Annotated in this window: 25 protein-coding genes and 2 tRNA genes; 10 read left to right on the top strand and 17 right to left on the bottom strand. The window is 65.4% G+C overall.

Annotated elements, in window-relative coordinates:
- Positions 1–10: 10 nt before the first annotated feature.
- Positions 11–649, top strand: coding sequence for a carbonate dehydratase (gene can / locus B2X67_RS12475; protein ID WP_286785674.1), 639 nt, complete (start codon positions 11–13; stop codon positions 647–649).
- A gap of 3 nt (positions 650–652) precedes the next feature.
- On the opposite strand, the gene B2X67_RS12470 is transcribed toward can, so the two are convergent.
- The 3 genes from B2X67_RS12470 to B2X67_RS12460 all read right to left on the bottom strand — a co-directional run bounded on the left by B2X67_RS12470 (position 653) and on the right by B2X67_RS12460 (position 2,866).
- Positions 653–1,645: a GlxA family transcriptional regulator gene (locus B2X67_RS12470; protein ID WP_286785673.1), complete on the bottom strand. Its 993-nt coding sequence runs from the start codon at positions 1,643–1,645 to the stop codon at positions 653–655.
- An 88-nt stretch (positions 1,646–1,733) separates the two neighbouring features.
- Complete coding sequence (locus B2X67_RS12465; RefSeq protein WP_286785672.1) at positions 1,734–2,387, bottom strand: DJ-1/PfpI family protein; 654 nt, start codon at positions 2,385–2,387, stop codon at positions 1,734–1,736.
- A 200-nt stretch (positions 2,388–2,587) separates the two neighbouring features.
- Positions 2,588–2,866 carry a hypothetical protein gene (locus tag B2X67_RS12460; RefSeq protein ID WP_286785671.1) on the bottom strand — a complete coding sequence of 93 codons (279 nt, stop codon included), beginning with the start codon at positions 2,864–2,866 and terminating at the stop codon, positions 2,588–2,590.
- 449 nt (positions 2,867–3,315) lie between these two features.
- On the opposite strand from B2X67_RS12460, the gene B2X67_RS12455 reads away from it, so the two are divergent.
- Positions 3,316–3,567, top strand: a complete 252-nt coding sequence (locus tag B2X67_RS12455) for a BrnA antitoxin family protein (RefSeq protein ID WP_282339040.1) — start codon at positions 3,316–3,318, stop codon at positions 3,565–3,567.
- A 120-nt stretch (positions 3,568–3,687) separates the two neighbouring features.
- Here B2X67_RS12455 and B2X67_RS12450 read toward each other — a convergent pair whose 3' ends face one another.
- The 5 genes from B2X67_RS12450 to B2X67_RS12430 form a co-directional block, all read right to left on the bottom strand.
- Complete coding sequence (locus B2X67_RS12450; protein WP_282339038.1) at positions 3,688–4,989, bottom strand: MFS transporter; 1,302 nt, start codon at positions 4,987–4,989, stop codon at positions 3,688–3,690.
- Between the two features lie 45 nt (positions 4,990–5,034).
- The gene (gene tcuB / locus B2X67_RS12445) at positions 5,035–6,192 is read right to left on the bottom strand and encodes a tricarballylate utilization 4Fe-4S protein TcuB (RefSeq protein WP_282339036.1); all 1,158 of its coding nucleotides are present in this window, start codon (positions 6,190–6,192) and stop codon (positions 5,035–5,037) included.
- On the bottom strand, positions 6,179–7,633 hold the full coding sequence (gene tcuA, locus B2X67_RS12440) for an FAD-dependent tricarballylate dehydrogenase TcuA (RefSeq protein ID WP_282339034.1): 1,455 nt from the start codon (positions 7,631–7,633) through the stop codon (positions 6,179–6,181). The genes tcuB and tcuA overlap by 14 nt, the downstream gene beginning before the upstream one ends.
- A gap of 161 nt (positions 7,634–7,794) precedes the next feature.
- Complete coding sequence (locus B2X67_RS12435; RefSeq protein ID WP_282339033.1) at positions 7,795–8,730, bottom strand: LysR family transcriptional regulator; 936 nt, start codon at positions 8,728–8,730, stop codon at positions 7,795–7,797.
- Between the two features lie 570 nt (positions 8,731–9,300).
- Positions 9,301–9,377: transfer RNA gene (locus B2X67_RS12430), tRNA-Met, on the bottom strand.
- 346 nt (positions 9,378–9,723) lie between these two features.
- Between B2X67_RS12430 and B2X67_RS12425 the strand changes: the two genes are divergently transcribed.
- A complete protein-coding gene (locus B2X67_RS12425; protein WP_286785670.1) occupies positions 9,724–10,422 on the top strand; it encodes a hypothetical protein in 699 nt (232 codons plus the stop codon).
- A 90-nt stretch (positions 10,423–10,512) separates the two neighbouring features.
- Here B2X67_RS12425 and ychF read toward each other — a convergent pair whose 3' ends face one another.
- The 8 genes from ychF to B2X67_RS12385 all read right to left on the bottom strand — a co-directional run bounded on the left by ychF (position 10,513) and on the right by B2X67_RS12385 (position 17,365).
- Entirely contained in the window at positions 10,513–11,613 is a 1,101-nt protein-coding gene (gene ychF, locus B2X67_RS12420) for a redox-regulated ATPase YchF (RefSeq protein ID WP_282339026.1), read from the bottom strand.
- A gap of 40 nt (positions 11,614–11,653) precedes the next feature.
- Positions 11,654–12,238 carry an aminoacyl-tRNA hydrolase gene (gene pth, locus B2X67_RS12415; RefSeq protein ID WP_286785669.1) on the bottom strand — a complete coding sequence of 195 codons (585 nt, stop codon included), beginning with the start codon at positions 12,236–12,238 and terminating at the stop codon, positions 11,654–11,656.
- A 33-nt stretch (positions 12,239–12,271) separates the two neighbouring features.
- Positions 12,272–12,895 (bottom strand): 50S ribosomal protein L25/general stress protein Ctc, encoded by a 624-nt coding sequence (locus B2X67_RS12410; protein WP_273233597.1) that lies wholly within the window; start codon positions 12,893–12,895, stop codon positions 12,272–12,274.
- 128 nt (positions 12,896–13,023) lie between these two features.
- Positions 13,024–13,965 carry a ribose-phosphate pyrophosphokinase gene (locus tag B2X67_RS12405; RefSeq protein ID WP_090228905.1) on the bottom strand — a complete coding sequence of 314 codons (942 nt, stop codon included), beginning with the start codon at positions 13,963–13,965 and terminating at the stop codon, positions 13,024–13,026.
- Between the two features lie 96 nt (positions 13,966–14,061).
- Positions 14,062–14,136 (bottom strand) — tRNA-Gln (locus tag B2X67_RS12400).
- Positions 14,137–14,147: 11 nt separating this feature from the next.
- Complete coding sequence (gene ispE, locus B2X67_RS12395) at positions 14,148–14,996, bottom strand: 4-(cytidine 5'-diphospho)-2-C-methyl-D-erythritol kinase (RefSeq protein ID WP_286785668.1); 849 nt, start codon at positions 14,994–14,996, stop codon at positions 14,148–14,150.
- A complete protein-coding gene (lolB, locus tag B2X67_RS12390; RefSeq protein ID WP_286785667.1) occupies positions 14,996–15,631 on the bottom strand; it encodes a lipoprotein insertase outer membrane protein LolB in 636 nt (211 codons plus the stop codon). The genes ispE and lolB overlap by 1 nt, the downstream gene beginning before the upstream one ends.
- A 3-nt stretch (positions 15,632–15,634) precedes the next feature.
- Positions 15,635–17,365, bottom strand: coding sequence for a tetratricopeptide repeat protein (locus tag B2X67_RS12385; RefSeq protein ID WP_286785666.1), 1,731 nt, complete (start codon positions 17,363–17,365; stop codon positions 15,635–15,637).
- Between the two features lie 209 nt (positions 17,366–17,574).
- Here B2X67_RS12385 and hemA point away from each other — a divergent pair, with 209 nt between their 5' ends.
- The 6 genes from hemA (at position 17,575) to B2X67_RS12355 (ending at position 22,979) form a co-directional block, all read left to right on the top strand.
- Positions 17,575–18,852 (top strand): glutamyl-tRNA reductase, encoded by a 1,278-nt coding sequence (gene hemA / locus B2X67_RS12380; protein ID WP_286785665.1) that lies wholly within the window; start codon positions 17,575–17,577, stop codon positions 18,850–18,852.
- Entirely contained in the window at positions 18,849–19,931 is a 1,083-nt protein-coding gene (gene prfA / locus B2X67_RS12375; protein ID WP_286785664.1) for a peptide chain release factor 1, read from the top strand. Before hemA ends, prfA begins: the two co-directional genes overlap by 4 nt.
- A 52-nt stretch (positions 19,932–19,983) precedes the next feature.
- Positions 19,984–20,811, top strand: coding sequence for a peptide chain release factor N(5)-glutamine methyltransferase (gene prmC / locus B2X67_RS12370; protein WP_282339020.1), 828 nt, complete (start codon positions 19,984–19,986; stop codon positions 20,809–20,811).
- Between the two features lie 15 nt (positions 20,812–20,826).
- Entirely contained in the window at positions 20,827–21,582 is a 756-nt protein-coding gene (locus tag B2X67_RS12365) for a molybdopterin-synthase adenylyltransferase MoeB (RefSeq protein ID WP_286785663.1), read from the top strand.
- A complete protein-coding gene (murI, locus tag B2X67_RS12360; protein WP_286785662.1) occupies positions 21,575–22,366 on the top strand; it encodes a glutamate racemase in 792 nt (263 codons plus the stop codon). The genes B2X67_RS12365 and murI overlap by 8 nt, the downstream gene beginning before the upstream one ends.
- Before the next feature lie 94 nt (positions 22,367–22,460).
- Positions 22,461–22,979, top strand: a complete 519-nt coding sequence (locus B2X67_RS12355) for an acyloxyacyl hydrolase (RefSeq protein WP_282339017.1) — start codon at positions 22,461–22,463, stop codon at positions 22,977–22,979.
- A 117-nt stretch (positions 22,980–23,096) separates the two neighbouring features.
- On the opposite strand, the gene B2X67_RS12350 is transcribed toward B2X67_RS12355, so the two are convergent.
- Positions 23,097–23,552, bottom strand: coding sequence for a DciA family protein (locus B2X67_RS12350; protein WP_286785661.1), 456 nt, complete (start codon positions 23,550–23,552; stop codon positions 23,097–23,099).
- Positions 23,553–23,775: 223 nt separating this feature from the next.
- Here B2X67_RS12350 and secA point away from each other — a divergent pair, with 223 nt between their 5' ends.
- Positions 23,776–26,520, top strand: coding sequence for a preprotein translocase subunit SecA (secA, locus tag B2X67_RS12345; RefSeq protein WP_282339016.1), 2,745 nt, complete (start codon positions 23,776–23,778; stop codon positions 26,518–26,520).
- Positions 26,521–26,552 lie beyond the last annotated feature (32 nt).

The raw sequence follows: 26,552 nt of genomic DNA, 5'->3' as shown, positions 1-26,552 counted from the left end.
GGTAGCGACGATGAGCGATCTAAAGCAGCTGTTCGACAACAACGAACGCTGGGCCGAGGCGATCAAGGAGGAGGACCCGCAGTTCTTCGCCAAGCTGGCCAAACAGCAGGCGCCCGAGTACCTCTGGATCGGCTGTTCCGACGCCCGCGTGCCGGCGAACGACATCGTCGGCCTGCTGCCCGGCGACCTGTTCGTGCACCGCAACGTCGCCAACGTAGTGCTGCACACCGATCTCAACTGCCTCTCGGTGGTCCAGTACGCGGTCGACGTGCTCAAGGTGAAACATATCCTGGTCACCGGCCACTACGGTTGCGGCGGCGTGCGCGCGGCGTTGCGCGATGACCAGTTGGGCCTGATCGACGGCTGGCTGCGCACCATCCGCGACCTTTATTACGAACAGCGCGAGCACATCGCCCAGTTCCCCACCGAGGAACAGAAGGTCGACCGCCTCTGCGAGCTGAATGTGATCCAGCAGGTGGCCAACGTCAGCCACACCACCATCGTCCAGAACGCCTGGCACCGCGGCCAGAGCCTGTCGGTGCACGGCTGCATCTACGGCATCAAGGACGGACGCTGGAAGGACCTCAACGTGACCGTCGCCGGTCTGGAACAACTGCCCTCGCAATACCGCCTGCGCCCGCAAGCCTGACGGCTAGGCGAAGCGCTCCGCGTAGGCCTGCGGGCTGACGGACAGGTGCTTCTGGAAGGTGCGGCGCAGGTTCTCCGGGTGGCCGAATCCGGTCAGCCGCGCCACGCTGCCGATCGAGCAACTGGCGTCCTGCAACAGTGCGCGCGCCGCCTCCAGGCGAATCTTCTCCACATAACGCCCCGGCCCCATGCCCAGCTCGCGGACGAACACCCGCGACAGCGTGCGCGGCGCCATGCTCGCGCGGTCGGCCAGCGCCTCCAGCGAGAGGTCTTCGCCCAGGTGCGCCGGAATCCACTCCAGCAGGGCCGCCAGGCGCGGCACCGTGCGGTTCTGTTCGGCGAGCAGCGGGCTGAACTGCGCCTGATCGCCGGGCCGGCGCAGGAACATCACCAGCCTTCGCGCCACCGCCAGGGCCAGCGGTCGGCCGAGGTCGGCCTCCACCAGAGCCAGCGCCAGGTCGATGCCGGCGGTGATGCCGGCCGAGGTGAAGATATGCCCATCGCCGTCGCGGTTGCGTGGGTCGTAGGTGTGCAGCCGCTCGCCCTGCACGCGCACGCCGGGGTACTGGCGCAGGGCGTCGAGGTCGTCCCAGTGGGTGGTTGCCGCATGGCCGTCGAGCACTCCCGCGGCGGCGAGGATCAGTGCGCCGGAACACACCGAGCCGAGCCGCCGCACCCGGCTTTCGGCAAGCCGCAGCCAGGCGAGCAGGGCAGCGTCGGCGCAGGGCGTATCGATGTCCATGCCGCCGGGCACCAGCAGGGTGTCCAATTCGCCAGGGTCGACCTCGGGCCAGGCGCGGTCGACGCACAGCCGCAGGCTGGCGGACGTAGCGACCGGCTGCAGGTCGGCGCCCAGCAGGCTGAGGGCATAGGCCGGCGGCAGGCCGTGGCGACGACGCTCCTCGTTGGCCGAGGCGAACACCTGCAGCGGGCCAGTGACGTCCAGCCCGACCACCTGGGGAAAGATCAGGCAGGCAATCTGTCGCGGCGGATTCATCGCAGGTTTCCTCGTGAGCGGTGACCGAGTATGCCGCGTGGCTATATTTGTGGACAGCCCACGATTATCGCCACCTTCACGTCTGCCTTCAGCTGCGCGAGTCGGCGTCCCAGTCGTACTGCATCTGCCGCGCGGTGGCTTTGGCCGCCGCCAACCCGAGTACGCGACCGACCAGGTGCAGGCTCATGCCGATGCCGGCTGAGATTCCGGCGGAGGTGAGCAGCTTTCCGTGGTCGACGAAGGGCACCGAGCCGACCACCTCCAGCGCTGGAAAGCTCGAGCGCAGGTCGTCGAGGTCCTCCCAGTGGGTGGTCGCGGTGAGGCCGTCGAGCAGGCCGAGCCTGGCCAGCAGGAACGCGCCGGTGCAGACCGAGGCCGTGATCGCCGCGCGGCCCGCGTTCTCGCCGATCCAGCCCAGGGTCGCGGCATCCTCCAGCGGCTGGCTGACCACGCCGCCGGGCACGATCAACAGGTCTAGCGCCGGGTGTTCGCCGAATGCCGCACCGGGCACCACCTGCAGGCCATGCCGCGCGGCGACCGGTTCCGAGGTCGCGGCGACGGTGGTCACGCGGAACGCGGGGTGTCCGAGCAACCCGTCGCGCGCCGCGACGCGGGACGCCACGGAAAACACTTCGAACGGTCCGGCGAAATCCAGCACCTCGACACCGGGGAACAGCAGGATGCCGACCTCCAGAGGACGACCGGTAACGGTTTGCGCAAGGGATTCGTGTGAATTGTGCATGGGCAGCTCCGCCGAAGATTCATGGCTGCGATCATCCCTCCGCCTGTGGTTGGCGAGAATGACAATAGGCCCACGGAAATGGCCATTCGCTCGTGGCGAACAGGGGCGGCGACGAAGGAAGGACCATCCCCGAGCCGAACGACGGGCATAAAAAAGGGCTTCCTCGGAAGCCCTTTCAACAGCTGGTCACGGTCGCCGGGCTATTTCTTCTCCGTCGGCTTGCCGAGCTGGATGCTCTTCACCGTTTCTTCCTGGAATTCGTAATGCGTTGCGGTGGGCGGCGCCGAACCCGGCGCGGGCGGGGTGATCGGTGCTGGCGCGAACGCCGGGGCGGGCGGCGGCGCGTCGCTGCCGAAAACCGGCTTGCCGTTGAAGCGCACCGACTGCAGGAATTCGTTGAAGGTCGGCGGCAACTGGCCGGCGAAATGCGAAACGAAGACCCATCCGGCGGCCACTCCCAGTGCCAGGGCGGCGATCAAACCCCAGGGGGCGCTCTTTCTTCGACGCAGGTGCGAGGGGGCGTCGTTTTTTTCTGCTTGCATCCTGATCTCTTCGCGGTATCCGGCCGGTCAGCCGTAGGCCCGCAATTATGCCGCGCCGGCCACGGTGCGGCAGCAAACTTCGCGAGGTAAACGGGCGGATCGCCAACTGGCGGGCAAAGAAAAGCCCGCGGGAGGGCGGGCTCAAGCCGTAACAAACACAAAGGAGTTACTTGCGTCAGAAAGAGACGTTACAGGGCGCAGTGTGAAGGATTCGTGAAACGCGTTGGCGCTGCCAACGGCATCTCCCCGGACGGGCTTTTCACCCTCGAAGCCGCGAATTTGGCGGTCCAGGGAATTCCCCGCCGCTCCGGCTTGTCCGAACCGGTAGCGCAAAGAAAACTGGAGCAGAGCAGATGGACAGAAGAAACCGACCAACCGAAGCTCCCATGCCGCTCGCGCGGCAACAGGCCAGGGAGCTCGCTACCGAACGCCTGCTGGCCGAACTCTTCGGTAGCGCCGATGGCGAGGAGTCCGATATCGGCGCAAGGCCAGCCCCTAGCAGGGAAGTCAGCCTGCACCTCGACACCGAAGTCCTCGCCGCCTTCCAGGAAACCGGCACCGACTGGCAAACCCGCATCAACAAGGCCCTCGCCCATTGGCTGGCCGAGCATGATCCGAAGGAATTGAGCCGCGCGTGAACGCCGGCTGACCACCTCGGCAACGCCCCAACGAAAAGGGCCTGCCTTTCGGCAAGCCCTGGATCTGTCCGGGTGGACCTCGGTTCACGCCTGTCCGGCTGGCGACAGGCGGCCGGACAACTAGACGGCCCCGACCGCCAGCGCTTTTTGCCGACGATACAGAATCGTCGTCGCCGTGAACCCGCACATCGCCGCGAACATCAGCCAGCAGGCCGGGGACGCCTTGTCGCCCGTCGCCTGGACGAGCAGCGTCGAGATCGCCGGGGTGAAACCGCCGAACACCGCGGTGGCCAGGCTGAACGCCAATGAAAACCCGACTACCCGCACGTTCTGCGGCATGACCTCGGTGAGCGCGGCGACCATCGCGCCGTTGTAGATGCCGAAGAAGAACGAGAAGTACAAAAGGACGGCGAGCAGCCGTTCGAAACTCGCCGCCTCCGCCAGCCAGTGCATGGCGGGGTAGGCGGTGAAGATGCACAGCAGCGATATCGCCAGCAGCAGTGGACGGCGGCCGAGGCGGTCGGAGAGGGTGCCGCCGATGGGCAGCCAGATGAAGTTGCTGACGCCGACCAGCAGCGTGACCATCAGGCTGTCGGTCGCGCTCAGATTCAGCACGGTCCTGCCAAAGGTCGGGGTGTAGACCGTGATCAGGTAGAAGGTGGTGGTGGTCATGGAGGCCAGCAGGCCGCCGGCCAATACGGTGCTCCAGTTGTCCCGCATCGAGCGGAAGACTTCGCGCGTGGTGGGACGATGGCTACGGGCTTTGAAGGCCGCGGTTTCTTCCAGCGAACGGCGAATGATGAAGATGAAGGGGATGATCAGGCAGCCGATGAAGAACGGAATACGCCAGCCCCAGGCGGCGATTTCGGTGGTTTGCATCGTAGCGTTGAGGGTGTAACCCAAGGCCGCCGCGACGACTATGGCCACCTGCTGGCTGGCCGATTGCCAACTGGTATAGAAGCCGGTGCGACCGAGCGTGGAAATTTCCGCCAGGTACACGGAGACGCCGCCCAGTTCCGCGCCGGCGGAAAAGCCCTGCAGCAGCCTGCCCAACAGCACCAGGATCGGCGCGGCCACGCCGATGCTGGCATAGCCCGGCACCAGGGCGATCAGTACGGTCCCGCTGGCCATGATCGAGAGCGTCACGATCAGCCCCTTGCGCCGGCCCACTTCGTCGATGTACGCCCCCAGCACGATGGCGCCCAGCGGACGCATCAGGAATCCGGAACCGAAGACCGCGAAGGTCATCATCAGCGAGGCGAACTCGCTGGTGGCAGGAAAGAAGGTCTGGGAGATGTAGGTGGCGTAGAAGCCGAACAGGAAGAAGTCGAACTGCTCGAGAAAGTTGCCGCTGGTGACCCGCAGGATGGCGCCCAGTTTGGACCCGCGGGACGGGGTTGTTGCCGTTGTCGTTTTCATCATGGCTACCGTTGCTCACTATTGTTTTTGAAATGAGTGCCTTGACCGTCAGTCGCTTGCGGCGTTGATCGGGTTGGGTTGACGCTTTTCGATGGCGTGCTTGAGCAGCGCTGCGCTGCGGAAGATGCCGTGGGCGAACTTGCTGTAGGGCATGGTCAGGAAAAACGCCATGACCAGGCCGAGATGGAGGGCGAGCATCGCGCCCAGGGCGCTGGTGTCGCGCAGGGCGAGTAGCGCCAGGCCGCTTGCGCTGACCAGAAACAGCAGTGCGATGAAGCCGCGATCCATGGGTTTTTGCTTCTCGTCGCCGTGCGCGGGGTCGCGGCGCAGGTTCAGCCAGAGGAGACCCGCCGGACCGATCAGCAGGCCGATGCCGCCGGCGATACCTAACATCACCGGCACGCTGAAGATCGGGTAAGGCGCCGGCCACTTCAGCAGGTAGTGGAAGAGCGTGGCGACACCGGTGGCCGCGAAGCACAGCATGAAGCCGTAGAAGGTCAGGTGGTGGAACCGGCGGCGCCACAAGGTGAAGCGATCGTCGGCGTTGTTGCAGCCTTCGCCGTGGCCGCCATCCAAGTACTTCAGCGTCGCGACGTTGGCCGTGGCCTCAAGAGCCGCGGAGGTTTTCAGCGGCACTGGCGCCGCCGGCGGTGAAACGTTGCGCCAGAAGCGCCGCACACCCAGCGTCAGTGCGAGTACCGCGAAGCCGAACACCGAGCCGAACATGAGCGCCAGGGTGTTGTGCGGGAAAATCCGATAGAAGTCGCCGCCGGGAACGACCGTGAACAGGTTGCCCATGAGCATCAGGGTCAGGCACAGGAACAGCGCCAGTCCTGCGCCGGACGCCAGCGCCAGGGTCAGGCCGTTGCGCTTGTACAGCTTACCCATCGCCCGCGGCCAGGCGTATTCGGCGTAGGTGTCCAGGCGCACCTTGGCCATGGCCTTGGGTACGTTGACGTCGAACTCGTGGGGGGCGGCGTATTGGCAGGCGTGCAGGCACGCACCGCAGTTGTGGCACAGGTTCGCCAGGTAATGAATGTCTGCCTGGGCGAACTCCAGGCGACGGGTCATCGCCGGAAACACCGCGCAAAAGCCTTCGCAGTAGCGGCAGGCATTGCAGATGGTCATCTGCCGCTGGACTTCACGTTCGTCCAGATTCAGCAACGGGATCAGACCGCCCGACATGTGTGGATCAAACAGCTGCATGGCGAGGCTCCGTGTGTGCAGATGAAATGCCACAGCCGGCCGAAGCGGCCGCCTGCACGCCGGCGATGCGGCCGAACGCGGTGCCGATGGCCATGCCGATGCCGGCGGTGTAGCCCTTGCCGAGGACGTTGCCGGCCATCATTTCTCCCGCGACGAACAGGTTGGGGCTCGCCTTGCCGTTGAAGTGCACGGCGGCGGTTTCGTCGGTGGCGAGGCCGAGGTAGGTGAAGGTGACGCCCGGTTTGAGTGGGTAGGCGTAGAACGGCGGTTTCACCAGTGGCCGCGCCCAGTGGGTCTTGGCGGGCAGCAGGCCCTGGGTGTGGCAGTCGTCCAGCGCCGTGTGATCGAAGGTGCCGATGCGGCAGGCGGCGTTGTAGTCCTCGACGGTCTTGACGAATCGCTCCTGCGGCAGCTTCAGCAGGCGGGCGAGGTCGTGCAGGGTGTTGGCGGTGGTTCCGGGAAACACCGGCGGCATGAAGCGGCCGATGGCCTGCTGGTCGATGATCGAGTACGCCTGCTGACCGGGCTGCCCGGCCACCAGACGCCCCCAGATCGCGTAGCGCTTCGGCCAGAAATCCTCACCCTCGTCGTAGAAGCGCTCGCCGTCGCGATTGACCACCACACCCAGGGATACGCAGTCGATTCGGGTGCAGATGCCGCCGTCGTAGAGGGGCGCGCGGGCATCGATCGCGACCATGTGCGCTTGCGTAGGATCGCCGATCACATCGGCGCCGAGGTCGAGCATGCGGCGCAGGAGGATGCCGGTATTGAATCGGGTGCCGCGGATCAGGAAGTTGTCCGACGGCCATTCGCCGCGTTCGTTCTGGCCCCAGGCTTCGCGCAGCCATTCACGGTTGGACTCGAAGCCGCCGGCCGCCAGCACGCAGGCGCGGGCTTCGATGCGTTCCGCCGGGAAGCGCTGACCGTCGACCTCACGTTCGCCCACATGGGCGGCGACGAACCTGCCGTCATCCAGCTCGATGTCGGTCACAGGCACGCTGTAGCGAATCTTTACCCCCAGGCGCTCGGCGCTGCGGAAGTACGCATTGACCAGCGCCTTGCCGCCACCCATGAAGAAGGCATTGGTCCGCGCCACGTGCAGCGCGCCGGACAGCGGCGGCTGGAAGTGCACGCCGTGTGAGCGCATCCAGTCGCGACAGGAGGATGACGCCCGGATGGCAATGCGGGCGAGCTTTTCATCGGTGAGGCCGCCGGTGACCTTCAACAGGTCCTGCCAGTACTCCTCTTCCGGGTAGGCATCGACCAGCACGTCCTGCGGTTCGTCGTGCATGCAGCGCAGGTTGCGGGTGTGCTGGGAGTTGCCTCCACGCCAGATTTTCGGAGAAGCCTCCAGCAGCATTACGCTGGCGCCTGTTTCTCGCGCCATCAGAGCGGCGCACAAGGCAGCGTTGCCACCCCCTATGACTAAGACGTCGATCATTACCGTTCCTCGATGTGCAAGGAGGCGGAAACGAGTGCTCCTTGCGAGCGGGGTGAACGATAGGGCGGGGACTAAGGGGGTCGAAAGGCGGCTTTTGACGCGGGGTGTTTAGTTTTTCTAAAGGCTTGTCGGCAGGGAATGTCCTCTACGCGTGAAGAGGGTTACGCTTCGACTCCCTCCAGCCAGGTAGCGCCAGGCCATTGCTTGTCGACGACCAGCTGCCGCGCCACGTCGAGTATGACCAGCCGCGCGGCCAGCGCCGCCGGCGAGAGTTCATCATCGGCCAGCGTCGCCAGGAGGTTGCGCCGGCCCACATGCGGATCGGCAATCCGGATCAGCGAGAGTCCGGACCCGTCTTTCAGTGCAGCGGCCGCGCCCGGTTGTATGGTCGCCGCGTGACCGGCCCGAACGGCGTTCATCAACACGGCGAGGCCGTCGACCTCCATGATGACATTCGGCGTCAGTCCGACCCGCTCGAACGCGCTCATCAATGCCGAGCGCAATCCATGCTGGGCGCTGGGCATCACCAGCGGCAGGCCGCCCAACTCGGCCAACTGCACGCTGTCACCCGCCGGCGCCTGAGGCAGCTCGGGCGAAGCGATGACGAACAGCTTTTCGTCCAGCAGTGGCGTCACGCTCCAGCGTTTTCCCCCGTCGAGATGGAAGAGGATGGCGAGGTCGATTTGCCGTGCGTTGAGCTGCGCCGCCAGGTGGCCGGAGAGCATCTCCACCATATGCAGCTGGATGTCCGGATAACGCGCGCGCATGGCGTTGATCAACGGCAAGGCGAGCACCGTCGCGGTGGTCGGTGGCAGGCCGACACTGACATAACCGCTCATTCGCCCGCGATGGGCCGCCATGATCGCGTTTTCAGCCTGGCGCAGCGTGAGTTGGGCATGGTGCAGAAACGCGAACCCGGCGCTGGTGGGCGTGACGCCGGTGGAGGTCCTGTTCAGCAGACGGGTGCAGAGTTCGCTTTCCAGCTTGAAAACCTGCTGGCTGAGGGCCGACACGCCAACCTCCAACTCAAGCGCCGCACGCCCCAGGCTGCCAAGCTCGACGATCTTCACGAAATAGCGCAGTTGTCTCAATTCCAAGGTGGCTGCTTCCTGCGAGTCTGTTGTCCGGCTGCCTGAACGGAGGCGCGGGCCTGTCGAGTGCCTGTTCCGGGCCGGCTTCTGCCTGCCGATCCTGGGCGAAATGCATCCCCGTGTTCACCGCTCACCCGATAGGGAAACCATCCGAGAGGGACCCTACGTTTCGGGCGGACGTCGGTAAAGCGATTTTGCAGCGCTTATCTGATGCCGAAGATCGCTTAACAGCCATATGTATCTGCGTGCTAACTGGCCGGCTGCCGGCCGCGCTGGGAGGAGGGCAAATAAATGGCTCAAGAAGCCAGCTTCAATCCAGCGCATCGAGAGACGTGCGATTCCCGTCGGGAAGCGGGTCAGACCTGCGCGCAGCCGGATCGACGATCGATGGCGGATTCGCTGCGTGTGGCCTGATTCAGGGTCGCGGAACGTCCGAATCGTTGACTACCCCCGAGGGGGCGCGCCATGGCAACCCAATGGCGTCCACCCGGGAGAAGTTTCGCATGAGCCTGGACAGCCCGTAGTCGCCACCCCAAAACAAAAAGGGCCTACCTTTCGGTAAGCCCTTGATTTGTTTGGTGGCTACGCAGGGACTTGAACCCCGGACCCCAGCATTATGAATGCTATGCTCTAACCAGCTGAGCTACGTAGCCAAGTGGCGCGCATTATTCTCAGCTAGCTCCTTGCTGTCAACCCCATGAGCGTTTTTTTCGAAGTGCTATCAAGCGCTTAGCGTTCAGCTGCGTCCGTTGCGGGCAAATGATCTGCGGAGGCATGGGCGAGGAGGGTTTTTTCGGTGTCTCGCTGGCGTTTTTGCCCTGTGGCGCTGTCTTGTTAGCTATCCGGCGCAGCACTTAGTGCGCGTTTCGCCATGAATGAGGAGACTTCGATGCCCGCGTTTTACACCCACCGTCCCTATCACTGCGCGCCGGTCGTCTGCCGGCTATGGCTGGGGGCGCATTGCGTGTCGAGGGGCGCCGAGGCAGGGTGCGTGCGGCCATGAGCGTTTCGGGTCTGTTGCGTGGGTTGATCGGCGTGCTGGTGGTCGTCCTGCTGCTGGTGCTGGCCGCGCTGTTCTGGCCGGCGGCGCAGTGGCTGCCTAGGGTGCTGCCTGACGACATGCGCGTCGAGGGTGTCAGCGGTTCGCTGATCAAGGGCGCCGGCGATCGTCTGTATTGGCGCGGGCAGCCGCTCGGGCCGTGGACGTGGCGGATGACCGGCGCGGACCAGGTCGACCTGCGGCTGGGCGCGCTGGGGCAGGGCGAGTGGAACCTGCGCCTGGGCGGCTGGCCGCCGGCCTGGTGGCTGGAGGTTTCCGGCGGCGATCTGCTGTGGGCGCAGAACGGCCAGCTGGGGCTGCTGCAGGGGCGTTTCAGCGGGCAACTGAGCCTGCGCGGCAATACCGATGGCTGCACCGCATCCAGTGGTGAACTGCAGACCAGCAATGCGGCGGTAGCCTTTCCGCCGATGACGCTGGGCTCGGCGCGCTTCCGCCTGGATTGTGCAGACGAATATCCGGTGCGTCTGGACCTGGTCCGCCGCGGCGAGCACGAACTGTCGTTCCAGCTCGACCTGGAAACCGCGCGTGGCCTGGTGAAGGGCGAACTGGTCCCGGGCAGCTCGCTGTCGCGCTTGGGCAGCGATTTCGGCCTGCTGACGCCGAACCAGCGCAAGGTCGACCAGCCGCTGGCCTGGTGATCGGCCGCACCTATCGGTGCCCAGACGCGGCGATTGCCTTCCATGAAAAAGCCCGGCATGAGGCCGGGCGTTTTCGTCGTCGAGCAAGGCTCAGACGTTGAAGCGGAAGTGCATCACGTCGCCGTCCTTGACGATGTACTCCTTGCCTTCCAGGCGCCATTTCCCGGCTTCCTTGGCGCCGGCTTCACCGCGGTACTGGATGAAGTCGGTGTAGGCGATGACTTCGGCGCGGATGAAGCCTTTCTCGAAGTCGGTGTGGATCACGGCGGCGGCCTGCGGTGCAGTGGCGCCAACCTTGATGGTCCAGGCGCGGACTTCCTTCACCCCGGCGGTGAAATAGGTCTGCAGATTGAGCATCTGGTAGCCAGCGCGGATCACGCGGTTCAGGCCGGGCTCCTCGAGGCCGAGGGATTCGAGGAACATGTCCTTCTCCTCGCCGTCGTCGAGTTCGGCGATTTCCGCCTCGATCTTGTTGCACACCGGAACCACCAGGGCGCCCTCGGCGTCGGCGATCGCCTTCACCACGTCGAGATACGGGTTGTTCTCGAAACCGTCCTCGGCGACGTTGGCGATGTACATCACCGGCTTGCTGGTGAGCAGGTGGAAGCCGCGAACCAGTGCCTTCTCATCGTCACCCAGACCGCGCAGCAGGGTGCGAGCCGGCTTGCCTTCGGTGAAGTGCGGGATCAGCTTTTCCAGCAGCGCCTTCTGCGCCACGGCGTCCTTGTCGCCGCCCTTGGCGTTTCGGGTCACTTTCTGCAGCTGTTTCTCGCAGCTGTCGAGGTCGGCGAAGATCAGTTCCAGGTCGATGATCTCGATGTCGCGCTTGGGGTCGACCGAGTTCGACACGTGGATCACGTTGTCGTCGTCGAAGCAGCGCACCACGTGGGCGATGGCATCGGTCTCGCGGATGTTGGCGAGGAACTTGTTGCCCAGGCCTTCGCCCTTGGAGGCGCCTTCCACCAGGCCGGCAATGTCGACGAACTCCATCGTGGTGGGCAGGATGCGTTCGGGCTTGACGATCTCCGCCAGCGCGGCGAGGCGTTCGTCGGGCATCGGCACGATGCCGCTGTTCGGCTCGATGGTGCAGAACGGGAAGTTCTCCGCGGCGATACCGGACTTGGTGAGGGCGTTGAACAGGGTGGACTTGCCGACGTTGGGCAGGCCGACGATGCCGCAGTTGAATCCCATGGTGTGTCCCTCGCGAAATGGTCGCGGAGCGAAGTGGAGGTTAAGCCTTCTGGCTGTGCAGCTGCTGCATGGCACGGGTCCAGTTGCCGTCGAGGATATCGGGCAGGACGCCGAGCGCGAAATCGATGCTGGTATCGAGCATTTCCTGTTCGCTGCGCGGGGCGCGACCCAGGACATAGCCGGAGACCAGGCTGGCATGGCCAGGATGGCCGATACCGAGGCGCAACCGGTGGAAATCGTTGCGGTTGCCGAGCTGGGCGATGATGTCGCGCAGGCCGTTGTGGCCGCCGTGGCCGCCGCCCTGTTTGAGCTTGGCAACGCCAGGAGGCATGTCGAGTTCGTCGTGCGCCACCAGAATCGCCTCCGGAGCTATCCGGAAGAAGTTCGCCAAGGCCGCCGCGGCCTGGCCGCTGCGGTTCATGTAGGTGGTTGGGATCAGCAGACGGACGTCGCGACCCTGATGGCTGAATTTGCCCACCAGGCCGAAATACTTGCGATCGACGCTGAGGCTGGCGCCTTTCTGGGCGGCCAGGCGCTCAACGAAAAGGGCCCCCGCGTTATGCCGGGTCTGGTCGTATTCGGGGCCTGGATTACCCAGGCCAACGATCAGTTGCACGGCGGTCACGACGGGAGCCCTTCGCTTGGTGCGGACTCAGCCTTATTCGGCTGCGCCTTCACCTGCGCCTTCACCTTCTTCAGCCGCCTGGACGCGCGGCATGTGGATGTTGGCGACCGGCAGATCGCTGCCGTGGGCCAGAGCAACCAGCTCGACGCCTTTCGGCAGTTTCAGGTCGGACAGGTGAACGATCTGGCCGACTTCGACCTTGGCCATGTCGACTTCGATGAACTCCGGCAGGTCTTTCGGCAGGCAGGAAACTTCCACTTCGCTCAGGGTGTGGGAGATTTCGCCACCGCCGGTTTTCACGCCAACTGCGGTTTCCTGGTTCATGAAGTGCAGCGGAACCAGAGCGGTCAGTTTCTGGCCGGCGACGACGCGCAGGAAGTCGGCGTGCAGAACGAAACCCTTGGCCGGGTGACGTTGCAGGGCCTTGATCAGAACGCTTTCCTTGGCGCCAGCGATGGTCAGGGTGATGACGTGGCTGAAGGCGGCTTCGGTTTCCAGCAGTTTGGCCAGGTCCTTGGCTACCAGGCTGATCGATTGCGGCGCTTTCTCGCCACCGTAGATCACCGCGGGAATCTGGCTGGCGTTACGACGCAGGCGGCGGCTCGCACCTTTCCCCAGGTCGGAACGCGCTTCGGCATTCAGAGTGAAATCAGTCATTGCAGTTCTCCAATAAAACCAAACCGCCCGCGACGCTTGCGACCAGCGCTCGGGCGGTTGGGCAAAAAGCCCCGCACGGAGGCGGGGCACATTTCGTTCGGTGAATGTTCGCGGTGGGCAGAGAGCCCTCAGCGGAACATCGCACTGATCGATTCTTCATTGCTGATGCGGCGAACCGCTTCAGCCACGACCGGCGCGATATCCAGTTGGCGGATACGCGAGCAGGCCTGTGCAGCGGCGGACAGCGGGATGGTGTTGGTCACCACCAGCTCGTCGAGCACGGAATTTTCGATGTTCTCGATGGCGCGGCCGGACAGCACCGGGTGGGTGCAGTAGGCGTAGACCTTGGCGGCGCCGTGGTCCTTGAGGGCCTTGGCGGCATGCCCGAGGGTGCCGGCGGTATCGACCATGTCGTCGACCAGCACGCAGGTGCGGCCTTCGACATCGCCGATGATGTGCATGACTTCGGACTGGTTGGCTTTCGGCCGACGCTTGTCGATGATTGCCAGGTCGACGCCGAGGGTCTTGGCGACCGCACGGGCGCGGACGACACCGCCGATGTCCGGGGAAACGATCATCAGGTTCTCGAAACGCTGGTCTTCGATGTCGTCGACCAGTACCGGCGAGCCGTAGATGTTGTCCACGGGGATGTCGAAGAAGCCCTGGATCTGGTCGGCGTGCAGGTCGACGGTGAGGACGCGGTTGACGCCCACCACGGTCAGCATGTCGGCCACGACTTTCGCGCTGATCGCCACGCGGGCGGAACGCGGGCGGCGATCCTGGCGGGCATAGCCGAAGTAGGGGATCACGGCGGTGATACGAGAAGCCGAGGAGCGGCGGAAGGCATCGGCCATCACCACCAGCTCCATCAGGTTGTCGTTGGTCGGAGCGCAAGTCGGTTGGATCAGGAAGACGTCCTTACCGCGAACGTTCTCGTTGATTTCCGCACTGATTTCGCCATCGGAGAACTTGCCTACGGAGGCGTCACCAAGGGGGATATGCAGTTGACGTACGACGCGACGCGCCAGATCGGGGTTGGCATTCCCCGTGAAGACCATCATCTTGGACACGCGCAGTACCTGCCGGCTGAGGGTGGACCTGATGAATTAAAAAGCTGTTCAAAATCTGGCTGCCGAAGCGGCGATCTTGAACAGCTTCATAAAATATGGCAGGGGCGGCTGGATTCGAACCAACGCATGGCAGGATCAAAACCTGCTGCCTTACCGCTTGGCGACGCCCCTGTATCTGCTTCTCAGGACAGGCTCTGAAGCTTGCGCTGCAACATCGAAACGTTACTGCCTTTCGCTACAAATCCTGGCAGGGAGGCTGGAAGTTGGGCCGCGACTTTATCAGCTTCGGCTTTGCTTGGGAAGGACCCAAACACGCAACAACCAGTGCCGGTTAATCTAGCCGAAACAAATTTGTTTAGCAAGATCAAAGCGTTACGAACATCCGGGTAACGCTTCTCAACAACCGGCTGACAGTCATTACGACCGCCCTGTTCGAGAACGGTGCGCACTGTAATGGCGGGAGTATTTCGTGTCAACTCCGGGTCGTTGAAAATTTCTGCTGTGCTGACAGCGACTTGCGGAATCGCGACGAGAAACCAGGGCTCTTCCAGCTCGACCGGGGTCAGCGCTTCGCCCACGCCCTCGGCGAATGCCGCATGGCCGCGGACGAACACCGGCACGTCCGCGCCCAGGCTCAGGCCCAGCGCCGCGAGGCGATCGACGCTCCAGTCGAGCCGCCAGAGGTGGTGAAGGCCGAGCAGGGTGGTGGCCGCATCGGAGCTGCCGCCGCCGATTCCGCCGCCCATCGGCAGGCGTTTCTCCAGCCATATGTCGGCGCCCAGCGAGGTGCCGCTGTCGCGCTGCAGTTGGCGGGCGGCGCGCACGATCAGGTTGCTGTCATGGGGGACGCCGGGAATGTCGCTATGTAGATGGATCTCGCCGTCCTCGCGAACCCGCAAGCTCAGCTCGTCGGCGTAATCGAGGAACTGGAACAGCGTCTGCAGCTCGTGATAGCCGTCGGCGCGGCGGCCGAGGATATGCAGCATCAGGTTGAGTTTCGCCGGTGCGGGCAGGGTCAGGCGGTCGTGCATCACTGGCCGAGCTGGCGCGGTTGCCAGTCCTTGATCACCAGGGTGACGTCGAGGTCGCTGCCGTGCAGCTTGATCCGCTCCGGTAATGCGTAGCTGTCCTGTTCGGCGTAGCTCAGGTATTCCACCTGCCAGCCGTCCTGTTCCAAGCGCGCCAGGTGGCTGTTGCCGTCCAGGGTCACGCGGCTCTTGCTGTCCGGGGCGGGCAGGCCGCGAACCCACCAGAGCAGATGGGACACCGGCAGGCGCCAGCCGAGTTGTTGTTCGAGCAGCGCTTCCGGTGACTCGGCGTGATAGCGACCCTGGTTGGCGACCTCCAGCGTCACCGCGCCTTCGCGTCCGGTGAGGCGGGCGGCGCCGCGGCCGAGCGGGCCAGACAGGCGGATGTCGAAGTAGTCCTGGCGCTGCAGCCAGAACAGCGTGCCGCTGCCGCTCTGGCTGCCAGCGGACGGGCGCAGTGCGCGAATGCCGACCTTGCCGTCGATCTGCCAGCCGTCGAGGCGGGTCACGCGTTCCTTGTGGGCTTTCCAGGTGGCGGCGTCACCGCTGCCTTCTACGGCTTCGCGGGAGGTCAGGCCGGCGCAGCCGGCGAGCAGGGCGATCAGGCTGGCGATCAGGAATAAACGAACGGCAGGCATAAGTCAGGGCGTCTCGGATCCGGAATGGCGTTGCAGCGTTTCGCGCAGCAACGGGCTGTCGGGTTGGGCTTTCAGCGCATCGGACCAGATTTTCTTCGCTTCTTTCTGTTTGCCCTGCGCCCACAGCACCTCGCCCAGATGAGCGGCGACTTCGTGATCGGGGAACTGCTGCAGCGCCTGGCGCAGCAGCCGCTCGGCCTCGTCGAGGTTGCCCATGCGGTAATTCACCCAGCCGAGGCTGTCGAGGATCGCCGGGTCCTGCGGGTTGAGCTGGTGCGCCTGCTCGACCAACTGGCGGGCTTCCTCGAAGCGCGTGGTGCGGTCGGCGAGGGTGTAGCCCAGGGCGTTGAGCGCCATGGCGTTGTCCGGCTCGCGCTGGATGATCAGCCGCAGGTCCTTCTCCAGTTGCGCCAGGTCGTTGCGCTTTTCCGCGAGCATGGCGCGGGTGTAGAGCAGGTCGGAGTCGTCCGGATACTGCTTCAGTGCCTGCTGCATCAGCGTCCAGGCGCGATCCTGCAACTGCCGTTTGCTCAGTGACTCGGACTCGATCAGGTAGAGCTGGATGGCGTAGTCCGGTTGCTCGTCGCGTGCCTTGGCCAGGCGTGCGGGGGCTTCGTCGTAGCGCTTCTGGTCGAAGAGGATTTCCGCTTGGCGCACCTGTGCCGGCAGGTAGTCGTTGCCCGGGCCGACCAGCGAATACTCGACCAGCGCACTGTCGCTGTCGCCGAGCTGCTCGAGGACGCGGCCCAGGTTGAAGTGCGCGGCGTCGACATGGCTACCGCGCTCGATCAGCTCCTGCAGGTAGCTGCGGGCCTCCGGCCAGGCGCCGGCCTCCATGCTCACCAGCGCCAGGGAGAAGCGCAGGTCGTCGTCATCGGGGAATTGCTGGACGAGGGCGGAGAACTCGCGCTTGGCGTCGTCCATGCGCCCTTCTTCGACCAGCACACGGGCGTAGGTGAGGCGCACGCGCTTGTCGTCCGGATGCTGGCGCAGGGCTTTTTCCAGCAGCGGCACGGCTTCGTCGCCACGTTTCAGGCTTTGCAGCAAGCGCACGCGGAGCAGCAGCGGGGCGACTTCGTCGGTGGTCGCCGGCTGGTCCTCGAGCAGTTGCAGGGCTTCCTGCGGGCGGCCGTCCTGTTGCAGCAGCAGTGCCTTGCCGAACAGCAGCTGGCCGTTGGCCGGGTACTTGGTCAGCAGGCGCTCGAAGCTCTGCAGCAGGCCGGCGCGGGTGTCGGGGTCGGTTTCCGCGGCGGACAGCGCGAGGAAGTCGAAATGGGTGTCGCCCTGGCCCTGCAGGACTTTCTCCATGTACGTCATGGACTCGTCGTAGTTGCCGGCGCGGGCGAGCTGGATGGCGGCGGCGCGCTGGGCGTCGAGGTTGTCCGGGGCATTGGTGGCCCAGATCATCGCGCTGTCCAGGGCCGCCTGCTCGGCGCCGAGGTATTCGGCGATGCGGAAGGCGCGCTCGGCAACGGCCGGGTCCTGGGTCGCGTTCGCCTGCTGCACGTAGTTGCCCAGTGCCAGGTCGAAGCGATTGCGCTGCCCGGCCAACTCGGCGACCAGCAGCGAGTAGAGGGTCTCTTCGTCGAACGAGCCGTAGACCTGCGGCTTGGCCGGCGCGGCGGCAGGACTGCGGGTACCCTCGGTCGACGGTTTGTCGGTCGAGGTTGGAGCCATGGACTGGCAGCCACCGATGAAAGCCAGGGCGGCCAGCAACGCGAAGGATCTATTCATAGAGGAAAATGCGACTAACCTGCGGTCGGGGCATCATGACACATGCTGCCAGGCAAGCCCATGGCCGCCGGTGAACGGCCGGCACGCGCTGCCACGGCGTCGGTGCACGGGTTGGCGGGCGTCTATCGAGCCAATCCATCGGAGGAGGTTGTCCCGCGCAGGGCGAAGTAGGACAATTGCGCGCCTTCCGATCTGCTTAGCGACCCTGCATGGCCTTCCTCGCTCTTGGTATCAACCACAAGACCGCCTCGGTGGACGTGCGCGAGCGCGTGGCGTTCACGCCCGAGCAACTGGTCGAGGCCCTGCAGCAGCTGTGTCGGATCACCCCGAGCCGCGAGGCCGCGATCCTCTCCACCTGCAACCGCAGCGAGCTGTACCTGGAGCAGGATCAGCTCGAAGCCGACGCGGTGCTCGCCTGGCTGGCCAACTATCACCGCCTGAGTCTCGACGAACTGCGTGCCTGCGCCTACGTGCATACCGACGACGAGGCGGTGCGGCACATGATGCGCGTCGCCTCCGGGCTCGACTCGATGGTGCTCGGCGAGCCGCAGATCCTCGGCCAGATGAAGTCCGCCTACGCCGTCGCGCGCGAGGCCGGCACCGTCGGGCCGCTGCTCGGCAGGCTGTTCCAGGCCACCTTCAGTACCGCCAAGACCGTGCGCACCGATACCGCTATTGGCGAGAACCCGGTGTCCGTGGCCTTCGCCGCAGTGAGCCTGGCCAAGCAGATCTTCAGTGACCTCAACCGCAGCCAGGCGCTGCTGATCGGCGCGGGCGAGACCATTACCCTGGTCGCCCGCCACCTGCACGAGCAGGGCATCAAGCGCATCGTCGTCGCCAACCGCACGCTGGAGCGCGCCAGCGTCCTCGCCGAGCAGTTCGGCGCCCATGCGGTGCTGCTTTCGGAGATTCCGCAGGAGCTGATCAACAGCGATATCGTGATCAGCTCCACCGCCAGCCAGTTGCCGATCCTCGGCAAGGGCGCGGTGGAAAACGCCCTGCGCCTGCGCAAGCACAAGCCGATGTTCATGGTCGACATCGCCGTCCCGCGGGATATCGAAGCCCAGGTCGGCGAACTGGACGACGTTTACCTGTACACCGTCGACGACCTTCACGAAGTGGTCGCGGAGAACCTCAAGAGCCGCCAGGGCGCGGCGATGGCCGCCGAGGATCTGGTCAGCTCGGGCGCCGGCGACTTCATGCTGCGTCTGCGCGAGCTGGCCGCGGTGGACGTGCTGCGCGCCTATCGCCAGCAGGCCGAACGGCTGCGCGACGAGGAACTGCTCAAGGCCCAGCGCCTGCTGGCCAACGGCGGCAGCGCCGAGGAGGTGCTGGCACAGCTGGCGCGCGGGCTGACCAACAAACTGCTGCACGCGCCCAGCGTGCAACTGAAGAAACTCTCCGCCGAAGGGCGCATCGACGCGCTGACCGTGGCCCAGGAACTCTTCGCCCTCGACGAGGGCGCGCCGAACAAGGGCCCGCAATGAAAGCTTCGCTGCTGAACAAGCTGGACATCCTCCACGACCGCTTTGATGAGCTCACCGCGCTGCTCGGCGACGCCGAAGTGATTTCCGATCAGACCCGCTTCCGCGCCTATTCCCGCGAATATGCCGAGGTCGAGCCGGTGGTCCAGGCCTATCGCGAGTTCCGCAAGGTGCAGGACGACCTGGAGGGCGCGCAGGCGCTGCTCAAGGACAGCGACGCGGACCTGCGCGAGATGGCCGAGGAGGAAGTCGCCTCGGCCAGGGAGCAACTGGTCGTCCTCGAAGAGCGTCTGCAGCGCATGCTGCTGCCGCGCGACCCGAACGACGGCCGCAACGTGTTCCTCGAAGTGCGCGCCGGCACCGGTGGTGACGAGGCGGCGATCTTCGCCGGCGACCTGTTCCGCATGTATTCACGCTACGCCGAGCGCCAGGGCTGGCGCGTCGAGATTCTCTCCGAAAGCGTCGGCGAGCATGGCGGTTACAAAGAAGTGATTTCCCGCGTCGAGGGCGACAACGTTTTTGCCAAGCTCAAGTTCGAGTCCGGCGCGCACCGCGTGCAGCGGGTTCCGGAGACCGAATCGCAGGGTCGCATCCATACCTCGGCGTGCACCGTGGCGGTGTTGCCCGAGCCCGATGAGCAGGCCGCCATCGAGATCAACTCGGCCGACCTGCGCATCGACACCTACCGTTCCTCGGGCGCCGGTGGCCAGCACGTGAACAAGACCGACTCGGCGATCCGCATCACCCACCTGCCGTCGGGCATCGTCGTCGAATGCCAGGAGGAGCGCTCGCAGCACAAGAACCGCGCCAAGGCGATGGCCTGGCTGGCGGCCAAGCTGCAGGACCAGCAGGACGCCGCCGCGCACAAGGAAATCTCCGACACCCGGCGCCTGCTGGTCGGCTCCGGCGATCGTTCCGAGCGCATCCGCACCTACAATTTCCCCCAGGGCCGGGTCACCGATCACCGCATCAATCTGACCCTTTATTCGCTCAACGAAGTGATCGCCGGCACCCTCGAGCAGGTCATCGAGCCGCTGCTGCTGGAATTCCAGGCCGACCAGCTGGCCGCGCTGGGCGACTGACGGGACGCCGTATGGTGGATCGGCGCCGCGCGATCCACACCACGAGGGACACATGCCGACCATCCAGACCCTGCTCGCCAACGCCGACCTGCCCGACTCGCCGAGCGCGCGCCTGGACGCCGAGCTGCTGCTCGCCGCCGCGCTGGGCAAGCCGCGCAGCCATTTGCGTACCTGGCCGGAGAAGGAGGTCGAGGCCGCGGCCTTCGAGCGCTTTGCCCGCGACCTGACGCGTCGCCGGGGCGGCGAGCCGGTGGCCTACATCCTCGGCCGCCAGGGCTTCTGGAGCCTGGAACTGGACGTGGCGCCGGACACCCTGATCCCGCGCCCGGACACCGAACTGCTGGTGGAAACCAGCCTCGCCCTGCTGCCGGCGACGCCGCAGCAGGTGCTCGACCTCGGCACCGGCAGCGGCGCCATCGCCCTGGCACTGGCCAGCGAGCGGCCGGTCTGGTCTGTGGTCGGCGTCGATCGCATCGCCGAGGCGGTGGCGCTGGCCGAGCGCAATCGACAGCGTCTGAAACTGGGCAACGCCTCCTTCTCCGAGAGCCACTGGTTTTCCGCGCTGGCCGGTCGGCGTTTCGCGCTGATCGTCAGCAACCCACCTTATATAGCCGCCGACGATCGCCACCTGGGCGAGGGCGACGTGCGTTTCGAGCCGGCCAGCGCGCTGGTCTCCGGTCCCGACGGGCTGGACGACATCCGCCTGATCGTTGCGCAGGCGCCGGCGCACCTGCAGCCGGGCGGCTGGCTGCTGCTCGAGCACGGCTTCGCGCAGGCGGATGCGGTGCGCCAGCTACTCTGCGCTGCAGGCTTCGCCGAGGTGCACAGCCGCCGCGACCTTGCCGGCCACGAACGCATCAGCCTGGGGCGATGGGCATGAACGGGAGTCTGCGCGATGCTCACTGACGACGAACTGCTGCGCTACAGCCGGCAGATCCTGCTCAAGCAGATCGATGTCGACGGCCAACTGCGCCTCAAGCAGAGTCGCGCGCTGATCGTCGGCCTCGGCGGGCTCGGCTCGCCGGTAGCGCTGTACCTGGCCGCGGCCGGCGTGGGCGAGCTGCACCTGGCGGATTTCGACACCGTGGACCTGACCAACCTGCAACGGCAGATCGCCCACGACAGCGTCAGCATCGGCCGGACCAAGGTCGATTCGGCGATGGCGCGTTTGCATGCGCTCAATCCCGAGGTGCGGCTGTTCGCGCACCGTACGGCGCTGGACGCGGATTGCCTGGCCGACGCCGTGGCGGCGGTCGATCTGGTGCTGGACTGCTCGGACAATTTCGCCACCCGCGAAGCGGTCAACGCCGCCTGCGTGGCGACCGCCAGGCCGCTGGTCAGCGGCGCCGCGATCCGTCTCGAGGGGCAGCTCTCGGTGTTCGATCCCCGCCAGGCCGACAGCCCTTGCTACCACTGCCTCTATGGCCACGGTAGCGAAGCCGAGCTGACCTGCAGCGAGGCCGGCGTGGTCGGCCCGCTGGTCGGCGTGGTCGGCAGCCTGCAGGCGCTGGAGGCGTTGAAGCTGCTGGCCGGTTTCGGCGAGCCGCTGGTGGGTCGCCTGCTGCTGATCGACGCCTTCGGCAGTCGCTTTCGCGAACTCAGGGTGCGTCGCGACCCCGAATGTCCGGTCTGCGGAGGACGAAATGACTGACGTGGCGCCCGTCGGGGTCTTCGATTCCGGCGTCGGCGGAATTTCCGTGCTGCGCGAGATTCGCGCGCGCCTGCCCGCCGAGTCGTTGCTCTACGTCGCCGACAGCGGCCACGTTCCCTACGGCGAAAAGAGTCCGGAGTTCATCCGCGAGCGCAGCCGGCTGATCAGCGAATTCCTCCTCGCCCGCGGCGCCAAGGCCCTGGTGCTGGCCTGCAACACCGCCACCGTGGCAGCGGTCGCCGATCTGCGCGAGCGCTATCCCGATCTGCCCATCGTCGGCATGGAGCCGGCCGTCAAGCCGGCGGCACGGGCGACGCGCAGCGGCGTGGTCGGTGTGCTGGCGACCAGTGGCACGCTGAAGAGCGCCAAGTTCGCCGCGCTGCTCGACCGCTTCGCCACCGACGTGCGGGTGGTCACGCAGCCTTGTCCGGGGCTCGTCGAGCTGATCGAAGCCGGCGAATTGCAGGGCGAGGCGACCCGCGCGCTGTTGTCGCGCTACGTCGAGCCGCTGCTGGCCGAGGGTTGCGACACGCTGATCCTCGGTTGCACCCACTATCCCTTCCTTCGCCCGCTGCTGGCGCAGTTGCTGCCGCCTTCGGTGGCGCTGGTGGATACCGGCGAGGCGGTGGCGCGGCGACTGGAGCACCTGCTGGACGAGCATGGCTTGCGCCGCGCCGAGGGGGCGGCGAGCGCCAGGTTCTTCACCAGCGGCGACCCGGTGAGGCTGGAGGCGTTGCTACCCGTGCTGTGGGGCGAACGTAGCGAAGTTGAAACATTTGCCTAGGAAGTCTCGTTTGGCGCTGGATTCTTGTCGGCGTCGCGAGTATTTATACGCCGTGCTAACTAATAATTTCCAAGACCTTTTAAGGACGTTCCTGATGAAGAAAATGTTCTCCCTGGCGGCTGCTATGGCTCTCTCCATGGGGCACGCCATGACTGCGCAGGCGGCCGACGTCACCTTGTCGGTCGGTGTGACCGGGGACTCGACCATGGTTTACCGCCTGGGCACCCAGTTCGATTTCGGCAAAAGCTGGTTCCAGAGCGACGTCGGTCGCCTCACCGGATACTGGGACGCCGCCTACTCCTACTGGGAAGGCGACGATACTGCCAGCAACCACAGCCTTTCCTTCGCCCCGGTATTCGTCTACGAGTTCGCCGGCGATACGGTGAAACCCTACGTGGAGGCCGGTATCGGCGTCGCCGCGTTCGCCAGCACCGAGCTGGAAAGCAACGACCTGGGTTCCTCGTTCCAGTTCGAGGACCGCATCGGCGCCGGCCTGCGCTTCGCGGGCGGACACGACGTCGGCGTGCGCGCCATCCACTATTCCAACGCCGGCATCAGCCAGCCCAACGATGGTGTGGAGGCGTACTCGCTGTACTACCGCATGTCCTTCTAAGCGTCCGCTCAGGCTCTCTCGCGGGCTCCGGCACGCGATATCCTGAGCAGGTTGCCGCATCGGGCGAGCGAAAAAAAACCGGGCCATGTGCCCGGTTTTTTCATGCCTGCGCGGGGCTCAGCGCTTGGTTTGAACGTGGCTGGCCAGGCGTTCGAGGGCGGCGCGCAGGTTCGGGTCGCTGACGTTGTCGGCAGTCGCCTGGATGCTCTCGGCGGCGGCAGTGGACAGCACCATGCTGTTGCGCCGCTGTGGCGTGACGCTGGCCGGTGGCTGCACCTTAAACAGGATGCGCGTCAGCCCGGCGAACGCCTCGTAGGTCTGCAACTGGCGCTGCAGGCGGCGCTGCTGGTAACGCAGGCGCGTCGCCCAGTGGCCATCGGTGACGATCAGCAGCAGGCAGCCCTCGCGCCAGCTCGCCACCTTGCAGTGCTCGCGTGCCGCCGGCTGCAGCTGGCTTTCCAGCAGGCGCTGCAACTGGTCGAGACGAAGCGCCGCGCCGAGCAGCGCTCTGAGTGGCTTCGCCTCGCGCAACAGCGCGGCGGGCGTGCGGCCTGGCAGTGGGCGAAAGGACATGGCGGGTCGTCGACAGGGTGGGCGGGAGATAGTAGCAGAACACCGATACGCGCAGCGCCGACGGCCTGTCGCTGGCGTCGGGCCATGATGGCACCGCGAAACGACGCCGCTTTCCTCATGTTCGTTTCCGAGTAGAATGCGTCCTTTCGCATGCAGCCATGAGGCTGCCCGGGCGTCCTGTTCAGGGCGTCCTCAATCCATACGCGTGGAAGATCCTGTCGATATGTTTGCGCCTTTGTTGAAAAAACTTTTCGGAAGCAAGAATGAGCGTGAAGTCAAACGCATGCTCAAGACGGTACAGGTTGCCAACGGGTTCGAAGAGCAGATGCTGGCTCTCACCGACGAGCAACTGCGGGCCAAGACCGAGGAGTTCAAGGCTCGTCTGAGCAAAGGCGAAACCCTCGACCAGCTGCTTCCGGAAGCCTTTGCCGTGGCCCGCGAGGCCGGCAAGCGCGTCATGGGCATGCGCCACTTCGACGTCCAGCTGATCGGCGGCATGACCCTCCACGAAGGCAAGATCGCCGAGATGCGTACCGGCGAGGGCAAGACCCTGGTCGGCACCCTGGCGGTGTACCTCAACGCCCTGGAAGGCAAGGGTGTCCACGTGGTCACGGTGAACGACTACCTGGCCCGCCGCGATGCCAACTGGATGCGCCCGCTGTACGAATTCCTCGGTCTTAGCGTGGGCATCGTCAGCCCGTTTCAGCCGCCGGAAGAAAAGCGCGCCGCCTACGCGTGCGACATCACCTACGGCACCAACAACGAATTCGGCTTCGACTACCTGCGCGACAACATGGCGTTCAGCGTCGAGGACAAGTTCCAGCGCGAACTCAACTTCGCCGTGATCGACGAAGTCGACTCCATCCTCATCGACGAAGCGCGTACCCCGCTGATCATCTCCGGCCAGGCCGAAGACAGCTCCAAGCTGTACATCGAGATCAACAAGCTGATTCCGCGCCTCAAGCAGCACATCGAGGAAGAAGAGGGCGTCGTCACCCAGGAAGGCCACTACAAGGTCGACGAGAAGAGCCGCCAGGTCGAGCTCAACGAACAGGGCCATCAGTACGTCGAGGACATGCTCACCCAGGTAGGCCTGCTGGCCGAGGGCGAGAGCCTGTATTCGGCGCACAACCTCGGCCTGCTGACCCACGTCTATGCGGCCCTGCGTGCGCACACGCTGTTCCAGCGCAACGTCGAGTACATCGTGCAGAACGGCCAGGTCGTCCTGATCGACGAGCACACCGGCCGCACCATGCAGGGCCGTCGCCTGTCGGAGGGCCTGCACCAGGCCATCGAGGCCAAGGAAGGGGTGAACATCCAGGCCGAAAGCCAGACGCTGGCTTCGACCACCTTCCAGAACTACTTCCGCCTCTACACCAAGCTGGCCGGCATGACCGGCACCGCCGACACCGAGGCCTTCGAATTCCACCAGATCTACGGCCTGGCCGTGGTGGTGATCCCGACCAACCGCCCGCTGGCGCGTCAGGACTTCAACGACCTGGTCTACCTGACCCAGGAAGAGAAGTACGCGGCGATCGTCACCGACATCAAGGAAAGCCTGGCCCAGGGGCGTCCTGTGCTGGTCGGTACGGCCACCATCGAAACCTCCGAGCACATGTCCCGCCTGCTCACCCAGGAAGGCATCGAGCACAAGGTCCTCAACGCCAAGTTCCACGAGAAGGAAGCCGAGATCATCGCCCAGGCAGGGCGCCCTGGCGCGCTGACCATCGCCACCAACATGGCCGGTCGGGGTACCGACATCCTGCTGGGCGGCAACTGGGAGGTCGAGGTCGCGGCGCTGGAGAACCCCACCGAGGAGCAGATCGCGCAGATCAAGGCCGACTGGCAGAAGCGTCATACGCAAGTGCTGGAGTCCGGCGGCCTGCACGTGATCGCCTCCGAGCGCCACGAGTCCCGCCGTATCGACAACCAGCTGCGTGGCCGTGCCGGTCGCCAGGGTGACGCCGGCTCCAGCCGCTTCTACCTGTCGCTGGAAGACAGCCTGATGCGCATCTTCGCCTCCGACCGCGTGAAAAACTTCATGAAGGCCCTGGGCATGCAGCCCGGCGAGGCGATCGAGCACCGCATGGTGACCAACGCCATCGAGAAGGCGCAGCGCAAGGTCGAGGGTCGCAACTTCGACATCCGCAAGCAGCTCCTCGAGTTCGACGACGTGGCCAACGAACAGCGCAAGGTGATCTACCACATGCGCAACAGCCTGCTGGCCGCGGACAACATCGGCGACACCATCGCCGAGTTCCGCGAGGAAGCGCTGGCCGCCACCGTCGCCCAGCACATTCCGCCGCAATCGCTTCCCGAGCAGTGGGACGTCGCCGGCCTGGAGGCCGCGCTGAACAGCGATTTCGGCATCCAATTGCCGGTTCAGCAATGGCTCGACGAAGACGACCACCTGCACGAAGAGAACCTGCGCGAGAAGATTCACGAGCACCTGCTGGTCGCCTACCGCGAGAAGGAAGAAATGGCCGGCGCCGACGCGCTGCGCAGCTTCGAGAAGCAGATCGTCCTGCGCGTGCTGGACGACCTGTGGAAGGACCACCTGTCGACCATGGACCACCTGCGCCACGGCATTCACCTGCGTGGCTACGCGCAGAAGAACCCGAAGCAGGAGTACAAGCGCGAGTCGTTCACCCTGTTCCAGGAACTGCTCGACTCCATCCGCCGCGACTCGATCCGCGTGCTCTCGCACGTTCAGGTTCGCCGCGAGGACCCGGCCGAGGAGGAGGCGCGCATGCGTCGCGAAGCCGAGGCGCTGGCCGAACGCATGCAGTTCCAGCATGCCGAGGCGCCAGGTATCGAGGCCGAGGAGACGCCGGAAGTCGCCTCCGTCGATGACGACGTGGCCGTGGCCCAGGCGCCGGCGCGCACCGAGGCGAAGATCGGCCGCAACGAACCCTGCCCCTGCGGGTCGGGCAAGAAGTACAAGCATTGCCACGGTCAGGTGCAGTAAAACCGCTGCTCCGATGACACACGCTACCCACG

This window comes from Pseudomonas sp. UBA3153 (genome assembly GCF_002364635.1).
GTDB lineage: Bacteria > Pseudomonadota > Gammaproteobacteria > Pseudomonadales > Pseudomonadaceae > Pseudomonas_O > Pseudomonas_O kuykendallii.
This window is presented reverse-complemented; position numbering and strand designations above follow the sequence as displayed.